Annotated in this window: 19 protein-coding genes; 6 read left to right on the top strand and 13 right to left on the bottom strand. The window is 38.8% G+C overall.

Annotated features, from left to right (window positions below; genetic code table 11):
- Positions 1 to 7 precede the first annotated feature (7 nt).
- Positions 8 to 1153, bottom strand: a complete 1146-nt coding sequence (locus tag ACIFOD_RS04705) for a serine hydrolase domain-containing protein (RefSeq protein ID WP_430313631.1) — start codon at positions 1151 to 1153, stop codon at positions 8 to 10.
- Between the two features lie 192 nt (positions 1154 to 1345).
- Positions 1346 to 1606, bottom strand: coding sequence for a hypothetical protein (locus tag ACIFOD_RS04710; protein WP_430313632.1), 261 nt, complete (start codon positions 1604 to 1606; stop codon positions 1346 to 1348).
- A gap of 402 nt (positions 1607 to 2008) precedes the next feature.
- On the opposite strand from ACIFOD_RS04710, the gene ACIFOD_RS04715 reads away from it, so the two are divergent.
- Positions 2009 to 2632: an HNH endonuclease family protein gene (locus ACIFOD_RS04715; protein WP_430313633.1), complete on the top strand. Its 624-nt coding sequence runs from the start codon at positions 2009 to 2011 to the stop codon at positions 2630 to 2632.
- A 77-nt stretch (positions 2633 to 2709) separates the two neighbouring features.
- On the top strand, positions 2710 to 2952 hold the full coding sequence (locus tag ACIFOD_RS04720; protein ID WP_430313634.1) for a hypothetical protein: 243 nt from the start codon (positions 2710 to 2712) through the stop codon (positions 2950 to 2952).
- A gap of 128 nt (positions 2953 to 3080) precedes the next feature.
- Here the strand turns inward: ACIFOD_RS04720 and ACIFOD_RS04725 are convergent, their stop codons facing one another.
- On the bottom strand, positions 3081 to 3524 hold the full coding sequence (locus tag ACIFOD_RS04725) for a GNAT family N-acetyltransferase (protein WP_430313635.1): 444 nt from the start codon (positions 3522 to 3524) through the stop codon (positions 3081 to 3083).
- 335 nt (positions 3525 to 3859) lie between these two features.
- Positions 3860 to 4393: an N-acetyltransferase family protein gene (locus tag ACIFOD_RS04730; protein WP_430313636.1), complete on the bottom strand. Its 534-nt coding sequence runs from the start codon at positions 4391 to 4393 to the stop codon at positions 3860 to 3862.
- 403 nt (positions 4394 to 4796) lie between these two features.
- Between ACIFOD_RS04730 and ACIFOD_RS04735 the strand changes: the two genes are divergently transcribed.
- The 4 genes from ACIFOD_RS04735 to ACIFOD_RS04750 all read left to right on the top strand — a co-directional run bounded on the left by ACIFOD_RS04735 (position 4797) and on the right by ACIFOD_RS04750 (position 9899).
- Positions 4797 to 5465 carry a Type 1 glutamine amidotransferase-like domain-containing protein gene (locus tag ACIFOD_RS04735; RefSeq protein WP_430313815.1) on the top strand — a complete coding sequence of 223 codons (669 nt, stop codon included), beginning with the start codon at positions 4797 to 4799 and terminating at the stop codon, positions 5463 to 5465.
- A 737-nt stretch (positions 5466 to 6202) separates the two neighbouring features.
- Complete coding sequence (locus ACIFOD_RS04740; protein WP_430313637.1) at positions 6203 to 7666, top strand: spore germination protein; 1464 nt, start codon at positions 6203 to 6205, stop codon at positions 7664 to 7666.
- A gap of 16 nt (positions 7667 to 7682) precedes the next feature.
- Entirely contained in the window at positions 7683 to 8780 is a 1098-nt protein-coding gene (locus ACIFOD_RS04745; protein WP_430313638.1) for a Ger(x)C family spore germination protein, read from the top strand.
- Positions 8781 to 8813: 33 nt separating this feature from the next.
- Positions 8814 to 9899: a GerAB/ArcD/ProY family transporter gene (locus ACIFOD_RS04750; protein WP_430313639.1), complete on the top strand. Its 1086-nt coding sequence runs from the start codon at positions 8814 to 8816 to the stop codon at positions 9897 to 9899.
- 427 nt (positions 9900 to 10326) lie between these two features.
- On the opposite strand, the gene ACIFOD_RS04755 is transcribed toward ACIFOD_RS04750, so the two are convergent.
- From ACIFOD_RS04755 to ACIFOD_RS04795, 9 genes are all read right to left on the bottom strand, one after another.
- A complete protein-coding gene (locus tag ACIFOD_RS04755) occupies positions 10327 to 10773 on the bottom strand; it encodes a carboxymuconolactone decarboxylase family protein (RefSeq protein WP_430313640.1) in 447 nt (148 codons plus the stop codon).
- A gap of 209 nt (positions 10774 to 10982) precedes the next feature.
- Positions 10983 to 12194: an MFS transporter gene (locus ACIFOD_RS04760; protein WP_430313817.1), complete on the bottom strand. Its 1212-nt coding sequence runs from the start codon at positions 12192 to 12194 to the stop codon at positions 10983 to 10985.
- 192 nt (positions 12195 to 12386) lie between these two features.
- Entirely contained in the window at positions 12387 to 12968 is a 582-nt protein-coding gene (locus ACIFOD_RS04765) for a TetR/AcrR family transcriptional regulator (RefSeq protein ID WP_430313641.1), read from the bottom strand.
- A gap of 306 nt (positions 12969 to 13274) precedes the next feature.
- On the bottom strand, positions 13275 to 13787 hold the full coding sequence (locus ACIFOD_RS04770; RefSeq protein ID WP_430313642.1) for a CBO0543 family protein: 513 nt from the start codon (positions 13785 to 13787) through the stop codon (positions 13275 to 13277).
- Positions 13788 to 13924: 137 nt separating this feature from the next.
- A complete protein-coding gene (locus tag ACIFOD_RS04775; protein ID WP_430313643.1) occupies positions 13925 to 14266 on the bottom strand; it encodes a cell division protein FtsK in 342 nt (113 codons plus the stop codon).
- A 101-nt stretch (positions 14267 to 14367) separates the two neighbouring features.
- Positions 14368 to 14727, bottom strand: coding sequence for a TIGR04104 family putative zinc finger protein (locus ACIFOD_RS04780; RefSeq protein ID WP_430313644.1), 360 nt, complete (start codon positions 14725 to 14727; stop codon positions 14368 to 14370).
- 35 nt (positions 14728 to 14762) lie between these two features.
- Positions 14763 to 15053: a superinfection immunity protein gene (locus ACIFOD_RS04785; protein WP_430313645.1), complete on the bottom strand. Its 291-nt coding sequence runs from the start codon at positions 15051 to 15053 to the stop codon at positions 14763 to 14765.
- A 290-nt stretch (positions 15054 to 15343) separates the two neighbouring features.
- Positions 15344 to 16330 carry an HAAS signaling domain-containing protein gene (locus ACIFOD_RS04790; RefSeq protein WP_430313646.1) on the bottom strand — a complete coding sequence of 329 codons (987 nt, stop codon included), beginning with the start codon at positions 16328 to 16330 and terminating at the stop codon, positions 15344 to 15346.
- Complete coding sequence (locus tag ACIFOD_RS04795) at positions 16327 to 16668, bottom strand: PadR family transcriptional regulator (protein WP_427598305.1); 342 nt, start codon at positions 16666 to 16668, stop codon at positions 16327 to 16329. Before ACIFOD_RS04795 ends, ACIFOD_RS04790 begins: the two co-directional genes overlap by 4 nt.
- Positions 16669 to 16894 lie beyond the last annotated feature (226 nt).

The following is a 16894-nucleotide window of genomic DNA, read 5'->3' on the forward strand; positions in this document are numbered from 1 at the left end:
ACATTTCCTAAATGTCATGTGATGAATCAATAAAAACGTCCATGATCTTATCACAAATATCATGATGAATAGTCCCGTCAAAATTCAATAAAACCACCACTCCCAGATTGAGCTCAGGTACCATGGTCATCAGGGATCTTACACCTAACTGGCCCCCACCATGTTCGACGATTTTATATCCCCTATACGTATCTGTAAACCATGCAAGTCCATAGCTCCTGACATCACATCCAGGCGCCCTCCATTCTTCGCTTACAAGATGGACGGGCTTTTGCATTTCTTCTATTAATTCTGATTGTAAAACAGTCGATTCTTTATTTAAATGAAATGTTAAATAGTTGCCTAAATCATTGGCGGTTGAATACAAATACCCGATTGGCGCCGAGATTGGATTGATGGGAAAAGGCGTTTCTATTTTATCCTCGCCTACATAATATCTGGCACTGTTCTGATCTTCCTCAACCTCATATGAGTCACTCGTAGTCCGCTTCATATCAAGGGGTGTGAGGATGTCATCGTGAAGGGATGCTTCCCATTTGCTGCCTGTCACCTTTTCAAACAGATCAACAAGAATCACATACGCATCTGTGCAATAATTCCATCCCTCTCCTGGTGGGTATTCCAATTCTACTTTTTCAAACCATTTCGTGATATCTTCGCGATTCTTTATACTAGCAATCTCTTCTTCTGTCAGCTGATAATGATCCAATGCTTCCTGAAATTCTGTCGGTGTATCTGAGAATATTTCCCTCACATTCGGTGCAATCATATTGGCGATTCCCACTTCTGAAGGAAAACCTGCCGTGTGAGACAACACATGCCTGATCGTGATTGCGTCACTCTGTTCTTTATTATTCGTTCGGAAGTATGGCAAATAGGTAACAACCGCATCGTCCAATTCAATTAAATCCTTCTCTACAAGCTGCATAATGGAAAGGGCCATAAAGTTCTTGGATATACTTTGAATGCTCATCCTAGTATCGCCGTCAATCGGGCGTTCTGCGGTTTCGATCCGGGCGTTCCCGAAACCTTTAGAATAGATTGTCTCTGAGTCTTTCACAATGGTAACGCTTACTCCTACTCCCTGGTGATCATGAAGCAGGTTATTTATGTAGTCTGTTATTTGGTTGTATTGTTGATTAATTTGTTTCATACTGACCTCCATATGTTCGGTTCCGGGTTCTAAATCGTACGATCGCTTCGCACACTTTTTGAGTACTCTCTCTAATTCTGTTAACCTCCCAATCATTTATATGCATTCTCTTTATGTTACCAAAAAAAACGGTGCCTGACCCCCAATTCGGGGCTTGGGATCAGGCACCAATATATGATTATTAAAATATAGTTAAGGTTGACTCCAAAAGAATGTTGAAACTAGTGGAACAACTACGGAAATGAGAAGAATGAAAGAATTACCTATGATTCCGAATGTTTTAAAACCGCCTTTGGCTTTAAGACCCAATATCAGTCCGATCATCGGAAGCACTATGACGATCATGATCATTACTTTTCCAGAGAATAAGTCCCCTGTTATAAACATCGATATAAAATAAACCGAAAATGCTGCTAAAAAGAAAAGAACTGACAGTAACCCGTACTTTTTCATTCTATATCCCCCATTCCCCTTTTTATTTTCCATTATATTACTTTTGTATTATTTATTCAAAATTATTTCATGCGGAGGGCGGCTCCTTTAAGAATAGGGCCAACTAAAAACCGAACCGTGATGATCAACTGATCCTGAAGGAATAGGAAGAAGGATTCAACTTTTGGAAAGAGTGAGGATTTACAAAATATTAACTTGTTAGAAGGTTATTCCATCCTCTATCATTTTAAGTAGAGGCGAACTAACGCTAGTGTCAATCTTCTATGAAAATCACTTTAACATGAAACCGATCCAATCCCTTTTCTCAATGTTATTCTACATTCGCTGCGGACTTACTATTAATATCCCATTCTCTCAGAATGAGATGTTGATATAAAAAAATTACATACAGGAGGCATTCCCATGCTAAAGAAATCGATGTTGTTTGTTGTTGCACTACTTCTCTCGTTCGCTTTATTCCTGCCGTCAGCACTAGCATTCCCACCTGGCACACCGTCCAAGTCCACGGCCCAATCACAACTGAACTCACTGACTGTGAAATCCGAAAGCTCCATGTCCGGCTACTCCCGGGACAAGTTTCCCCACTGGATCGGGCAAGGTAGCGGCTGCGACACCCGCCAGCTGGTGCTAAAGCGTGACGCCGACTATTACAGTGGCAGTTGCCCTGTCACGTCCGGCAAATGGTACAGCTACTACGATGGCGTTACGTTCTACGATCCGTCCGACCTTGATATCGACCACGTCGTCCCCCTTGCTGAAGCGTGGCGCTCCGGTGCCAGCAGCTGGACGACAGAGAAGCGCGAGGACTTCGCCAATGATCTGAGCGGCCCGCAACTGATTGCGGTCAGCGCCAGCTCCAACCGCTCCAAAGGTGACCAGGATCCATCTACATGGCAGCCACCGCGTTCCGGCGCAGACTGTGGGTACTCTAAGTGGTGGATCAGCACCAAGTACAAATGGGGCTTAAGCCTGCAATCCTCAGAAAAGACCGCACTTCAGGGCATGCTGAACAGCTGCGTTTACTGATTTGAATACCAGCAATGCCCGTACGATTGGCTCGTACGGGTATTGTTCATACCAAACACTAGAACGGAGGAATACATATGGATAAGAAATCAACGATCTTTACCGCAACCCACGGTGTCATGACCTCTGAGGTCGGCGTGATCAGCGGCGAGCTTGAACTTGTCACCACCTGCGATGATGAAGGGATCCTGACACTTGCCATCACTTATGTTGGTGCTGAGGAGTGGTATTCGCTTCCGGGTGAGGAGTATCGTCTGCATGATGTGCGTGATCATGAGGTTGTGCATGGGATGCTTGCCGCTGTACTGGAACGTCCTTAACGATAAATAGATCAACGTGCCTGGGACAGGCAGATAAAAATGCCAGACAAAGTAATCAGTTTGTCTGGCAACTTCATTCGTTTAACAATGTATATCAGACTCATCAATAGCCTGACGAAAGGGGTTCATCACTTTTGCAAAATCATATCGATATGAGGGATGCCATCATCCAAATAGGTTTCCGTTATCGCCCTGAATCCAAATGACCCATAGAACTCCCTCAAATATTCCTGAGCTTGAATCTTCACCGTTCTTTCCCCTAATTCATCAAGAATGAAATCCAATCCTCTTTTTACTAATTCACTTGCCAGTCCTTTACCACGATAGTCATCCTTCACAAGAACTCTGCCAATAGACGGCTCTTTATACGAAACACCTGCCGGTAAAAGTCTTGCATAGGCAACCATCTCCCCGTTTTCTTCTTTATAAAGATGATACGAGTGCAAATCCTTCCCATCCACTTCCAGGTAGGGACATTCCTGTTCCACTACAAAGACCTTGGTCCTCACTTGTAAAATCCCGTACAACTCGTGAGTGGATAGTTCATTAAAGCTCTTTAATTTCCAGTTCATGATATCGGACACCTCTTGTGTACTGTTTTTTGGTGTGGGTTATGGAAGCGCGGTAAAAACGAAGCAGCAGAAACGTCACCCATGCTTACGATTCTAGTCCACCATTAGAAAAAGGTCGAGGATTGTACATCGCCGACCTGCCAAAGTTACCTTCATATGGAATATACCTTTGCCTACAAACTTTTTGTATCCCCAAAGGCTTAAAACTGCATGAGAGGCACCTCCCAATGCTAATTCCGTACCCAGCTTTTATAACGGCACAATGGACGCAATCCAACACTGTAAAAATTCGCCCGTTTGCTTGACGAATACTTAACTAACGCCACATTAGTTTATTATACAAATCTGTACATAAGAATATCATCAATATATTCACCATGATTTAACTTGTATTCTTTAATTAAACGACCTTCTTCCAAAAAACCCATCTGCTTGTACAGGGAAATTGCTCTTTGATTTGTTGAAAAGACCCCTAAACTTACCTTTTCGATTAATGGGTTTTCTTCTGCCCAGTCTAATAATGCCTTTAAAAGCGCTTTCCCTATTCCCCTGTCTCTGTAATTTTTACTTATCGCCATTGAAACAGAGCCAGTGTGTGATAATCTCTTTCTATTTTGTGAACGAAATTCTATCGATCCGACAACTACACCATTCACTTCCGCTATAATAAGAGTTTCTTTTATGTTATCCAATATACTTTGAATTCGTTCTTTCTTCTCCTGTAATGGCTTTTTTTCTACCTCTTCTGATTCTACAATGAAATATTCACCTTCAGAAATAACAGAGCTCTCAATATCCAAAAGTACCTCCGCATCCTCTACTTTTACATTTCGAATTATGTATTCTACATGATCTTTAGACACTGGCATTTAAATCCTCCTAAGTGATGATCTCTAAGAAATAAATACGACATCCGATTATAATATCCTTCTTCAACGATCTGACTCTATTGTGGATTACATATAAGTATTTTTTATTCCAGATAACTGCCTTTTTAGTGAAATAAATAATGATTCTTGAACAGTTGAATTAATGATCAGATAGATTGTTATTTATCGTAAATACACAGAAACATATGAAGGGAACATGATAAAATAAATAAGAGATAATTAACCATAGAAGTGATTTCTACGCACGACATTTCAAGTTATGGTAGTTAGGAATCAACAAAAAAATCCGTGATAATCTTAAAGATTCAGGTAAAAAAGTTCGTACCCTAAGGAGGAAAAAATTATGTCGCAAAATTATTTAGAGGATTCAAGAACGTCGGGAATGAAACTTCTGCTAACGTCCGCGGGCGTCAATAACCCGACGATCCACAACGCGCTGGTTGACATGCTCGACAAGCCGATCGCCGACTCCACCGCTCTGTGCATCCCCACCGCCATGTACGGGCACCCTTGGGTCGGTCCCGGCGACAAAGCCTGGCAGTTCATCAGCGGGAATTCCGAGAATCCCATGGTCGACCTGGGCTGGAAGTCTGTCGGCGTTCTAGAGCTCACAGCGCTGCCAAGCATCGACGAAGACCGTTGGGTGCCCCTTGTTCGGCAGACGGACGTCCTTCTTGTGTCTGGAGGCGACGCCCTCTACCTGTACCAGTGGATGCAGCAATCGGGGCTTGCAGACCTTTTACCATCACTGGATGCAGTCTATGTGGGAATGAGCGCTGGAAGCATGGTGATGGCCCCGAATATCGGCGAAGAATTCGTAGGCTGGCGTCCTCTCACAGGGGAAGATAAAACGCTGGGTCTGGTGGATTTTGCATTGTTTCCTCACCTGGGTCACGAGATGTTACCGGACAATACCCTGGCCAATGCAGAAAAGTGGGCTGCAGGCGTCTCAGTGCCAGGGTACGCGATTGACGATCAGACGGCCATCAAAGTGACCGATGGGGCCGTTGAAGTTGTTTCCGAGGGGCAATGGAAGCTATTCACCCCTTAATACCGAGACGGTCAGCCCACATTTAGGCAAGGTACGGTAATGGATTATTGAAAAAAGCCTGATTTCTTCACTTGAATTGAGGAATTAGGCTTTTTCATATTGAGTTTCCATAAACGTTGTAAATTCGCATTCTCCTGACGTTATCCATTTTCATTCTACAAACATCCACGTTAATTGAATACAAAAAATTAACCAACGTAATGGAGAATCAACTGATATAATGCTACGCAAAGTCCTAAAATACTGGCTTTCATTTTGGATGGATGGTTTCCTTTACTAAAAAACAAGTAAAAGAAAACTACTATAAATCCTAAAGGAACCCCTAGCTCAAAGGTACCTTTATTTGTACCAAGAGTAAGGATTCGACCAATGTGTGTGCTAATTAAAGAAACGGTATAACGAGTGTTTCTAATTGTTTAATTCACCTTACTAAAAAGAAAATAATAATGATTGCAATAATTGTTATGTGGAAGGGCGGTAGAACAATAGAAAAGTCACTAAACTTGAATTCCATTCTGAATAGCCCTCCTTATTTATATGAATCATATCTTACCCACTACATACCTTCTAATTGTATTGCTTTTTAAGCATACCTGGCTTTCCCTTAATTATCATCATTAGAATATATTGCATAATAAAAAGGAACATGACTAAAAATACAATAGAATTAAGTTAACTTGATCAAATGACATTCCAGGAAAAAGAGAGGATTTAAATTGCTAACGGAAATAAAGGATATGGAACATTTTAAAGAATTATCAGGTAGGTCTTATGACTTTAAAACGACAACTATTTCTCTCTCCAATCAAGACATTACTATTTCCTATTTCAATACTTTAATTGATGAAAAAGTTCTTCAGCAACAAGTCATTCACGCAATACAAAACCGCGCTTTGGATTCTGAACTAAAAAACATAGAGGACTTGTTAACCTGGATTCCGGTTGACGATATAGAGATAACTGATAAGTTCCAGGATGTACAATCAAAAGTACTTAAAGGATATGCAGCCATCCATTTCAATAATAACCAGATAGACAAGTATGCTTTAGTTAACATGTCTACCAAAAAAGGGATGCGCGAAAATAATGATACGGAAAATGAATTTAGTGTTGTTGGTCCAAAGGTAGGGTTCGTAGAAGACATTAGTACTAACATACGTTTGCTGAGGGCTCAAATAAACATTCCGAATTTGGTTGTAAAGGACTTTACTATTGGCACAGTGTCCAAAACCAAAGTCGCAATTATTTATATAGAAGGAGTAACAAATAAGCAATACATTGAGACTGTTGAACAACGGCTATGCGATATGGATTTTGATGTTGTGTTTGATTCATCTCAGCTGGAGCAAATTATTTCAGACAACTCTAAGTCTCCATTCCCAATATTCCTCTCAACGGAACGGAGAGATCGTGTAGTATATGCACTGATCAGTGGACAGGTAGCCATAACATGTGAGGGTTCCCCCTATTTTGTTACTGGGCCTTCAAGCATTTTTGATTCTTTCATCTCCCCGGAGGACTATTATTTACCCTGGGTTTTAGGATCCTTTTTTCGAATAATTCGTATTCTCGGAGTGCTTTTCTCTTTATTTGCATCATCAATGTATTTAGTTTTAACTACTTATCATTACGAAGTCATTCCAATGGATTTGCTTGGTCCCCTTATCTTTTCAAGGCAGGACGTTCCTTTTCCGCCTGTAATTGAAGTTCTATTTTTAGAGGTAACAATCGAGTTCCTTCGAGAAGCAGGTGCAAGATTACCTACTAAAATCAGCCAAACATTGGGTATTGTAGGGGGCGTTATACTTGGTCAAGCAGCGGTTGAAGCAGGATTAACAAGTAATATCCTAATTATTATTACTGCTCTATCTGCGTTAGCTTCATTTACGACTCCCTTATTTAAGATGTCTAACACCATTCGTTATCTACGCTTTCCAATTATTATCCTTTCCTCACTATGGGGAGGAATTGGGATGTTTATTGGCATAACCTTCATTCTCATCCATCTAACTCAATTAAAATCATTGGGTGCTCCCTACACCGTTCCTTTATTTCCACTAAGAGTGAATGATTTTGGGGATAGTTTTATACGTTCTTCTTATAAAAATCTGAATAAAAGACCCGGGTATTTAAGACCAACTTCTATATTAAGATACGTTATTCGTACAGATAAATTAAAAAAAGACTTTACTAATGAATAGAAGGAGTAAGCCAACTATGGCTAAGACTACATTGATTACCCTGATGATCGTTTTGAGCACATGTTTACCTGGTTGTATTCCCAAGCAAAAAGTGATTGATGATATTGAACTGCCCCAAATCCTTAGTATTGATAGTGATGGGAAAAGCTATAAGGGGGCGATTCTTATTCCTCGCTATAAGGCCATGGGGGATACGGAATTCAAGCTGATCGATACTGTTTCCAGTTCTAATTATGATCTCATTCCAAGAATCAACCGAAGGACAAAACATCAAATTGAAAAAGGTCAATTGGGTATGGTGTTATTAGGGAATGACTATTCAGAAAAGGGAATTGGAGATCAATTACAAAGTTTGACTCGGGATCCAAAAATCCCTTCAATGCTTCAACTCGGAGTAGCAGAGGGTAACGCAGCAGAATTATTGGATATAATACAAAAATCAGGAGAGCCTTTTTTTTTAACCTATATGGTCGAACAAAATATTAATAACGGTAATCTACCCATGATGAATCTACATGAAGCATTATTCAATTATTATGGAGAAGGACGTGATATGTTCCTTCCATTTTTCAAGAAGGAACAAGGAGAAGTAAAGATTGATGGGTTAGCTTTATTTAGAAAGGATAAGAAGATAATTAATATTAACAATGAAGAAGCTTTCTTACTAAATTTGCTTCTTAATCACGCTAAAGTTGGGAGGTATATGGTTCCAGGTACAAAAGAAGCCTTAAATGAAGACCCTGAGAAGCAAATTTTAATTCATATTAACAAATCAAAGGTGTCTAAGCACGTAAAGATAGAAGAATCCGCCCCCTCGATTTCCATCCGTTTAGAGATGAACGTCAAAGTGGAGGAAATCCCCGATTTAGCCGTATTGAAGTCAAAGGCTAAGGTAACAAAACTCGAAAAAAAAATGGGAAACCATTTTGAGAAAGAAATTCAAACATTACTATCTTTTTTCCAGGAAAACAATGTGGATCCTGTCGGTTTCGGAGACTTAGTTAGACATAAATCTAAGGATTTGAACTCTAAAGAACTAAGTGAAATGTATCCAGAAATCAATACACATGTACGTGTGGACGTCACGATAAATCAATCAGGAACTACAGAATAAATCAGTTGATATGAAAAGGGAGATCGATTATTTATGCAGAATCCGATTGATGAAAAATATCAAATATCACCCTTCTTCATTGTATTTTTGATATATGTCAGCATGGTCGGTGTAGGTATATTGAACTTCCAGCACAGCCTTGTCAAAAGAATGGGAAATGACTCATGGATGACTGTCCTTCTGTTGGGAATAAGTATTCACTTGATTATCTGGATGATCTACAAGATTCTACTCCTAAAACAAGAAGGGATTGATATTACCCATATTAATACTTTATGTTTTGGAAAAATATTTGGGAGTACAATAAATGTAGCAATTATTCTTTATTTTTACATAGGGGCTTTTATTGAATTTCGTGCCTATAATGACGTTGTTCAAGTTTGGGTCTTTCCAGAAATGAATACGTTTCCCATGGGGATCGTACTATTACTTCTTATATATTATACGGTATCTGGAGGGTTTCGAAGCGTAACCGGGCTTAGCTTCTGGGGAATGTTGATTTCATATTTAATAGTCATTCCGTTCATACTTTTGCTACTCCCCCATCTCCATCCTCAGAACCTCATGTCATTCAATGACCATTCAATGCCTGAAGTCCTTTCCTCGTTTAAGAGCACACTTTATATATTCATGGGGTTCGAAGCGATCCTTGTCTATTACCCCTTTATCAAAACACCAGAAAAATCGCAAAAATGGGCGCATGTCACTGTGCTATTTGTAACCTCTTTCTATTTGTTAACAACGCTCATAACGTTGATGTTTTTCAATGTAGACTATATTCGTCATCTTCTATGGCCGACGCTCACTATGCTTAAGATCATTCAAGTACCTATTTTGCAAAGATTAGAATATTTAGCCATATCGGTTTGGTTGATCAAAATTTTGGCAAATATTTCTCTCGGCCTTTGGGTAGCGAGCCGAGGAATGCTGAACACCTTCAATGCTAAGAGGCGTTCGAGTCTCCTGATTTTTCTCATTGGAATGCTGATTGCAGGTCTATTCGTAAAGGATTACAAGAGTATTCGCCTGTTAACCGATTATCATTCAACTATGGGAATGTATTTTCTTTATATCTATATTCCTATCATGTTTTTCATTACACGGCTAAAGAAATTTTAGCTCCCAACTAATGATTCGCTGTTTCTGATTTGTTCTTACCTGCGAACGCATACACCATGTCTCCAAGATATCTTGAAAGATGTACATATTCCAGCTTTATAATTTAGATTAACATCGGTCTCAGGCACCTCGACTGTGAGGAGATTATCCGAGCAAGAAGATTACATGTTAATTCGTATTGATGGATTGACTCGACAAACTATGCTTTTGCTGAGTCAATCATCAATACTTGAACAGCTCTTACTACATTACTGCTTCAATAAATGGTTAATACCATTTGAAGCATTTAAGAAAGTATAAATGACAAGTTATCTGTTTGACCTTGTTCAATATTGTTAACGAATAGTAGATATATTAAAAAATTTTGGTTACGAATACGTAGTTTTACCACAGAAGTATTAATTCTGTATGGATAGGTGCACCCCCTTTAATTATCTTTACCAGCTGTATTTCCCATTGCAATTGAAATTCTGTTCCAACTATTGATCTGATTTATAATCATTACTAGGTCAACATATTGTTTCTCATCAAAATGTTCCCGGACACGCATGTACAGGTTATTAGGTACTCTTTGGGTTGGAATTAGAGTGATGTGTTCGGTAAGTTCCAGGGCTACTTTTTCTTCCGGCGAATAAAATTCGCATTCTTCCCATGCGTTCAGGCAATAAATTCGCTGTTCAGTTTCTCCCATTTTCCTAGCATCGGATGTATGCATGTTAATGCAGAATGCACACCCATTAATTTGAGAAGCACGAATCTTTATAAGTTCTCGAAGTTTGCGGTCAATCTTTGTTTTTTTTGTATATTTCTCCATATCCATCATAATTTTCATAGCATCAGCAGCAACTTCATAATAGGCAACTCTTTGAGTCATAAGGCATCTCTCCTTGGAAATTTTTTACTGTTATTCTCCCCAATGTACGGAAGTAATAAAGTATGAATGTTAATTTATTGAGACACATAATTGGATTTATCATTTATCGATCCTTCAGATATAGATGTTTCCAAAAACCACTTAATCTAGACAATTTTGCTCTATGACTAGCAACATTTCTTTCTGGCAGAAATGATTTGTTTTTACATTCATCTGTTTACTATTGTGGGTTTTTGATTTTTCATAGGTTTTGTTGAACCACCTAAATGTGAGTAGTGACGAGAAAAGACTTCAGAATATTTCAAAACATAGATGGCGATAAGTGTAACGAAAATGTTAAGAATAATGAGAGAAAAATGCAAATCAAGAAATAGAGAGAGCAATCCGACACCAACTACAGGGAAAATAAAGCCTGAGTAAGCAAACAAATAAAAGATCGAAATTACTCTTGGACGCTCTACCGGATTAGGTAACTGCCCTGCAAATGTTAAAGCTATTTGAAAGGTCCACCCACCACCCATAGCCTGCAGGATAATACCTACCCAAAGCAATGGTAAGTTTGAGACAATACCAGAAGCAACAATGATCCAAGCCCCGGTTAACAGAAGCAGGATTCCAATTCGTATACGTTTGACTGGATGACTTAACCAGGGAATAAACTGAGCCAAAACTGCCCCAATGAGGAGAACAAAGATAATCATCCCTGAAACTGCGAGATTGGATGTTTGAATGACACTTTTAACGAAAGTAGGAATTAAAGAAAAGACAATTCCTTGTATAGTAAAAACTGTAAAAATTGGCAATCCTGCCATTGAAACAAATGGAGAACGAATTTTCTTGGGTAACCCTAAAGAAACCTTTGTATTACTTTTCCTCTGTTCACCGGTAACAGCATCTTTAGGAAGAGTTTCCAACAGGATGAGTGAAATGATGAGAAGAGCAAGTAAGATTCCATATGGAAACCGAAGTGGTTGCAAATTACTGTATTCAATAATTCCCCCTGCAATTGCAGGACCAAATCCAAATCCTGAAAGTATAGCTACTCCTGATAGTTTTATCGCTTTTTGGGTCCTGTCCGGAGAAGTCTGTAGGATTAAATAAGCAGCAGCTGATCCTGTAAACGCCCCATAAGCAATGCCTTCCATTATTCTCGCTAAATAAAGCATCCAGTCATTAGCGCTTACGAGAAAAATAAGTGTAGACAAAATGGAAAGCCATATGCTGATACGCACAATCCTCTTCAATCCCCATCTAGTCGAATTTACACCGATTATAAGTAAACTCGGTAATAAGAAGGTTGCATAAATGGCAAATAGTATTGTGATTTCCAAACTATTCATCTCATACGTCTCACTGTACAAAGGAAATAATGGAGTGACAAAAGTTGCCCCTACCGACATTAAAAATGATACTAATAGCATACGTTTCACTATAGAAACACCTCCTTTTTTTCATTCTTTTACTCAGATTTCATTTCCTGGGATGTCTCAGTTAATTTAGTGATAATCACCCCATTCCTTAATACTCTTTATTAAGGTCCTTAACTGCACTAAGTTCAGACTAAAAGAGACTGAACGGTCTCTTTTTTTCAAAAAAAATATTAAAATGGATGTTTATCGGAAAAGAGTGGACCTTATTTGTTTAATAACCGATTCTAAATAAGACTTATCTTGAAACAAACGGCTCAAGGCTAGAGAACCTTCTAAAGAAGAGAGAATGAATATAGCTACTTGTTGATTATCTAAGTCATTGTCAATTTCTTTCTGTTTTTGTCCATATTCAATAATTTTCTGAATTAAATTTAATAATCCCGAGAAGCCATCTTTTATGGAATCCTCAAAATCCACTTTCGAATCATCTGCTTCTATGGCAGCATTCATTAGTGGACATCCTCCAACTACTATATTATTTTCGTACAATGAACAAAAGATGGAGATAAACGCGTCAAGCTGTTTGTAGGCAGTGTCTTTTGATGCGACTGCTTCATAGTATTTTTCTTTTAATACGTTTTTCGAATGCGAAAAAGATTCCTTTGCCAATGTATCTTTGTTTTCAAAATGGTTATAAATCCCACCTTTTTTAAGGCCGGTCGCATCCATAATATCTGAAATGGAGGTCATTTTATAACCAGTTTTGTTAAACAATACAGATGACTTTTCTATGATGTGTGTTCTAGTTTTTTTTCCTTTATTCAAAATTTCACCTCCAAAAAAAGAACAATCGGTCTTTTTTATAATATTATTTAGACATACTTGTGTCAAGTATCAGCAGTGTGCAACAAAGGTGAATAGAGTTTCACAGAACTTTCGACTTTTATTTTGGTCGGTTCCGGCCCGCCATTAGCTTTATAGTCAGCTCTTGACCTTCCCACTCAACCTCTCAATATGAAATATGAAAGGAAAGATCCCCTTTATCCATTTAGGTGAAGGGGATCTTTGTATAAATTCCAGAAAACTGATTACTTCAATCAATATCAAGTGATACAGATAAGAACACAGTACTTATTTCATTTTGCTTATAGGAACTTTGAGTATCCATAACAACCCTATAGTGATCACTACTGCCAATAAATAGGTCGCTAATGGTCTTTTATAATGAAGTCTTAATATGGGCAAGGAATACAGATAAAAAAATATGGACCACTTTATATTCCAACCATTATGGAAGGTTATGAGGCCCACTTTGTTGTTGATAAACTCAATGAGAGATAAAAATGATGCCCAAAAAATAATCCAGGCACCTTGCTTGACCTTACCAGATGGATATCGTCCTAGATAGATAAGTACAATGCAAGGATAAAATATAAACATCACAATCATATTGTTCAAAGTATGATTGGGTATAAGAGATGTAGGCTCGTATTGCCACAACGTGTGATTATATGTTAGAAAATTATATAATAAATCAAGTAAGATGAAAAACAAGATGGTAGATTGGTACTTCTTCCAATGCCGCCAATCCCCCCATCGCCATGCAGCAAATATCCACAGGATCACTCGTATAATCATGAACATATAATCCCCTCCTAATTAAAAAAATCACCTCTTTATTGTCTCCATATTTCCGATCTATAATACATTTAACGGGATAAGCCCAAAATCAATTTCTACTCTCTTTGTCCAATTAACGAATTTCAAAAGAATAACTCTTATCATATTAGAATATGAACAGCTCCAACAATATACATATATAAACCTATGAGTGATAGAATGGACCCCAACATAAATGTCCACGGATTGTCTTCTTTTTCTTTATCAAAAGTCCCAAGTGTAAGTATTGCAATGGTCAAAGTTGCGATAGGTAGAATGACATATTGTGGTCCAAATGTGAATGAAACCCCACCAAAGATTAACACCAAAAGCCCATATGGATTTGTTTTCTTGATATTATCAATATATTTTTTCTCAGAGGGAGAAAAATCTTCATCGTCATAATAATAAAACATTTGCTTGAACCTATTTAAGAGTGTAACTAGCCTTTTATATTCGCCCATGTGTGCCGGTTTCATCTCCCTCCTTTGTTCAGTAATCCTGCGGGTTTATGTAATAAAGATGAAGAATCAGCTTGCAAATCTTAATCCATAGCCCCTTTAGCTCACACTTCCCCCTTATACTTAACAAAAAATGGTGTTAGCAATGAACCACCCAAGAGAATGGATATCAATATAACAAAAGTTAAAATGAAATTATCGAAAGGGGATAGGAAATTCATAAAAATCATCGCAGGGACAATTGTGCAAAGAACAAAAGATAACCTCCCCAAAATGGTTATTCTATGTTCCGTTCCACAGTTATTACACTCAATTGGTTTATATGTCCATACAAACGATTTATAGATTTCACTCCAGCAAAATGGAGTATTACAATGATCGCATTTTTGCAAAATAAAACACCTCGATAATAGAGTTTCTTGTATAACTTCCTGTAATAACCCCCCACTTATATTGGTTCCCAATTAGGGTCTTTTATGTCAGACTTATTTTGGGTTCTTTATTTACTAAGCCCTTTATTATTAATTGATAATTGATCGCGATGATCTTTTTTAATTGCCAAATATAAAGCTGCGAACCAACCAAACAAACTCCATCCTAAAAAGAAATTAATAATATAAATTAGAATTTTGTTATGCTTATTTTTTTTACTAGCTATGTAGCTTGGGATAAAATAAATGAAACCTATTAGAATTAAAGGTAAAATGACCATGATAACTTCCATAAAAGTTTCTCTCCCTTCATTTTTTGTACTACTGATATCGGTATTTACGTCAACGAATGTAATCATTTTGTTTTATCATTCGTTATTCTGCTTATTCATTCTCCTGCCGTTAATGGAAAGCACCAAGTTTCTAAAGATATTTTAACATAAATTACCTATTTGTTTTTTACAATTTCGAACACATCTCGATATTCTGGGTTGCTAATTCGATCGTTTCTCCCTGTGATACGAACTACATATTTTCATTCACTATCTTCTTTTCAAAATCACCCTCAAATACCTTTTCACCCAAGAAAAAAAGGCTCCGATCTCCTGATCAGAACCTTACTCCATTCACAGAACTCGATGCGTCCCATTCATTTATAAGCCTTCTTAAACCCATCATAGCTATTGATCACCGCAGTGACCAATAATCCAACCGATACGGTCAGGTACAGCCACTGGAAATTGAAAGAGGCGTCGAACAGTTCCTGTATCCTATCTATGAAATCGGCATTGAGCACCTCCATGTTCCTGAAAACAAACATAAAGGCTAGAACAGGAATGAACTGATATACTGCATTCACTATCGCAAGCTTCCTGGTCCAGACCCCCGCTTTCCATTTTCTAAGCAGCAGGAGAAGTTCCAAGCCGATCAGGAACACGACCAAAGGCCAATACTTAATGAGCACATCCCCATCAAAGAAAGGAGTGAACGTTCTTTCGTTGTCACTCTTTTCATACAATCCGACGATACTTGACGCTTTAAAATAACAGGTTGACCAGATGACCGTCCAAATCAAACCTCCGAAAATCTCCAGCTTGGAAATCCGTTTTTCTTTCGGGATATACGGGATGTCTTTCAAGTCATCAGGCGTCCACTCTTTTCCTTTCATGGTGATCGGAAGCTGACTGTCCGTGGAAACGGTCCGCTCGATGATGGCGAATGTGAGCGTCAGCCAAAAGAAGACCTGCATCCCTGTTCCGATGACTTCGACCACCCCATTTCCTGCGATGGACAGGAATATCTCAATGGGACTTGATTCCCCTGAGTAGCTCAATACAGATGATACGGCTAACACGATGAACGTGACAGCAGCTGAAATGGGGAGAATGATCTTCAAGAGCGTCATATAAAGATCATAATATCTTGGCCCGATCAGGTGCATCGGCCTGTCTTGATAATTCGAGGCCAGCACGGCAGGATTCCCGAGTGACGTCAGTACCTCTCTCACATCATCTTCTGTATAATCCTCCGGCAGCATGTCTTCAATCGTTGATTTCAATTCAAGGGCAATATCCTCCCGACTCTTCTCCGGCAGCCTTCTCATCACTTCTTGAATATAGAGTTCAACAAGCTTCATCCTTCCTCATCCCCTTTTAATAAAATGGCCAATTCCCCAGACATCTTTTCCCATTCGGTCTGTAACTGGCCCAAGATCTCAGTGCCGTATTCGCTCAGCACATAATATCTCCTCGGCCTGCTTTCCGACCGGTCCCAGCTACTTGTGACCAGCTCTTGCTTCTCCAAACGGCGCAGCAGCGGATAGAGTGTACTCTGCTCCATCGAAATTCCGCTTTTCTCCAGTAATTGGACAAGTGAATATCCATACTGCGGTGTCCGCAATTGACTTAATACCGCCAGGGTCAATGTCCCCCTCCGCAGTTCCGTCGTCAGAGATGTCAGCAGTGACTTATCCATATGTTCACCTCTTTGATTGAATTATACTGTGTATCGTACACTATATGGTTTATACTATGTATCATACACTATAGAGGTGAGTAATAGAACAATTTTTTTAAAAAAGGAAAAGAAGGATCAAAGAACGTTGGGGTGTTCTTTGATCCTTCTTATTCCGAACGAAAAATAGGCCTGACCCTCGGTACCAAAGCTTTATGGTGCTGAGGGTCAGGCCAGCCAAAGCGTA

Origin of the sequence: Rossellomorea sp. NRS-1567, from assembly GCF_050467885.1 — a bacterium.
GTDB classification, from domain to species: Bacteria; Bacillota; Bacilli; order Bacillales; family Bacillaceae_B; genus Rossellomorea; species Rossellomorea aquimaris_C.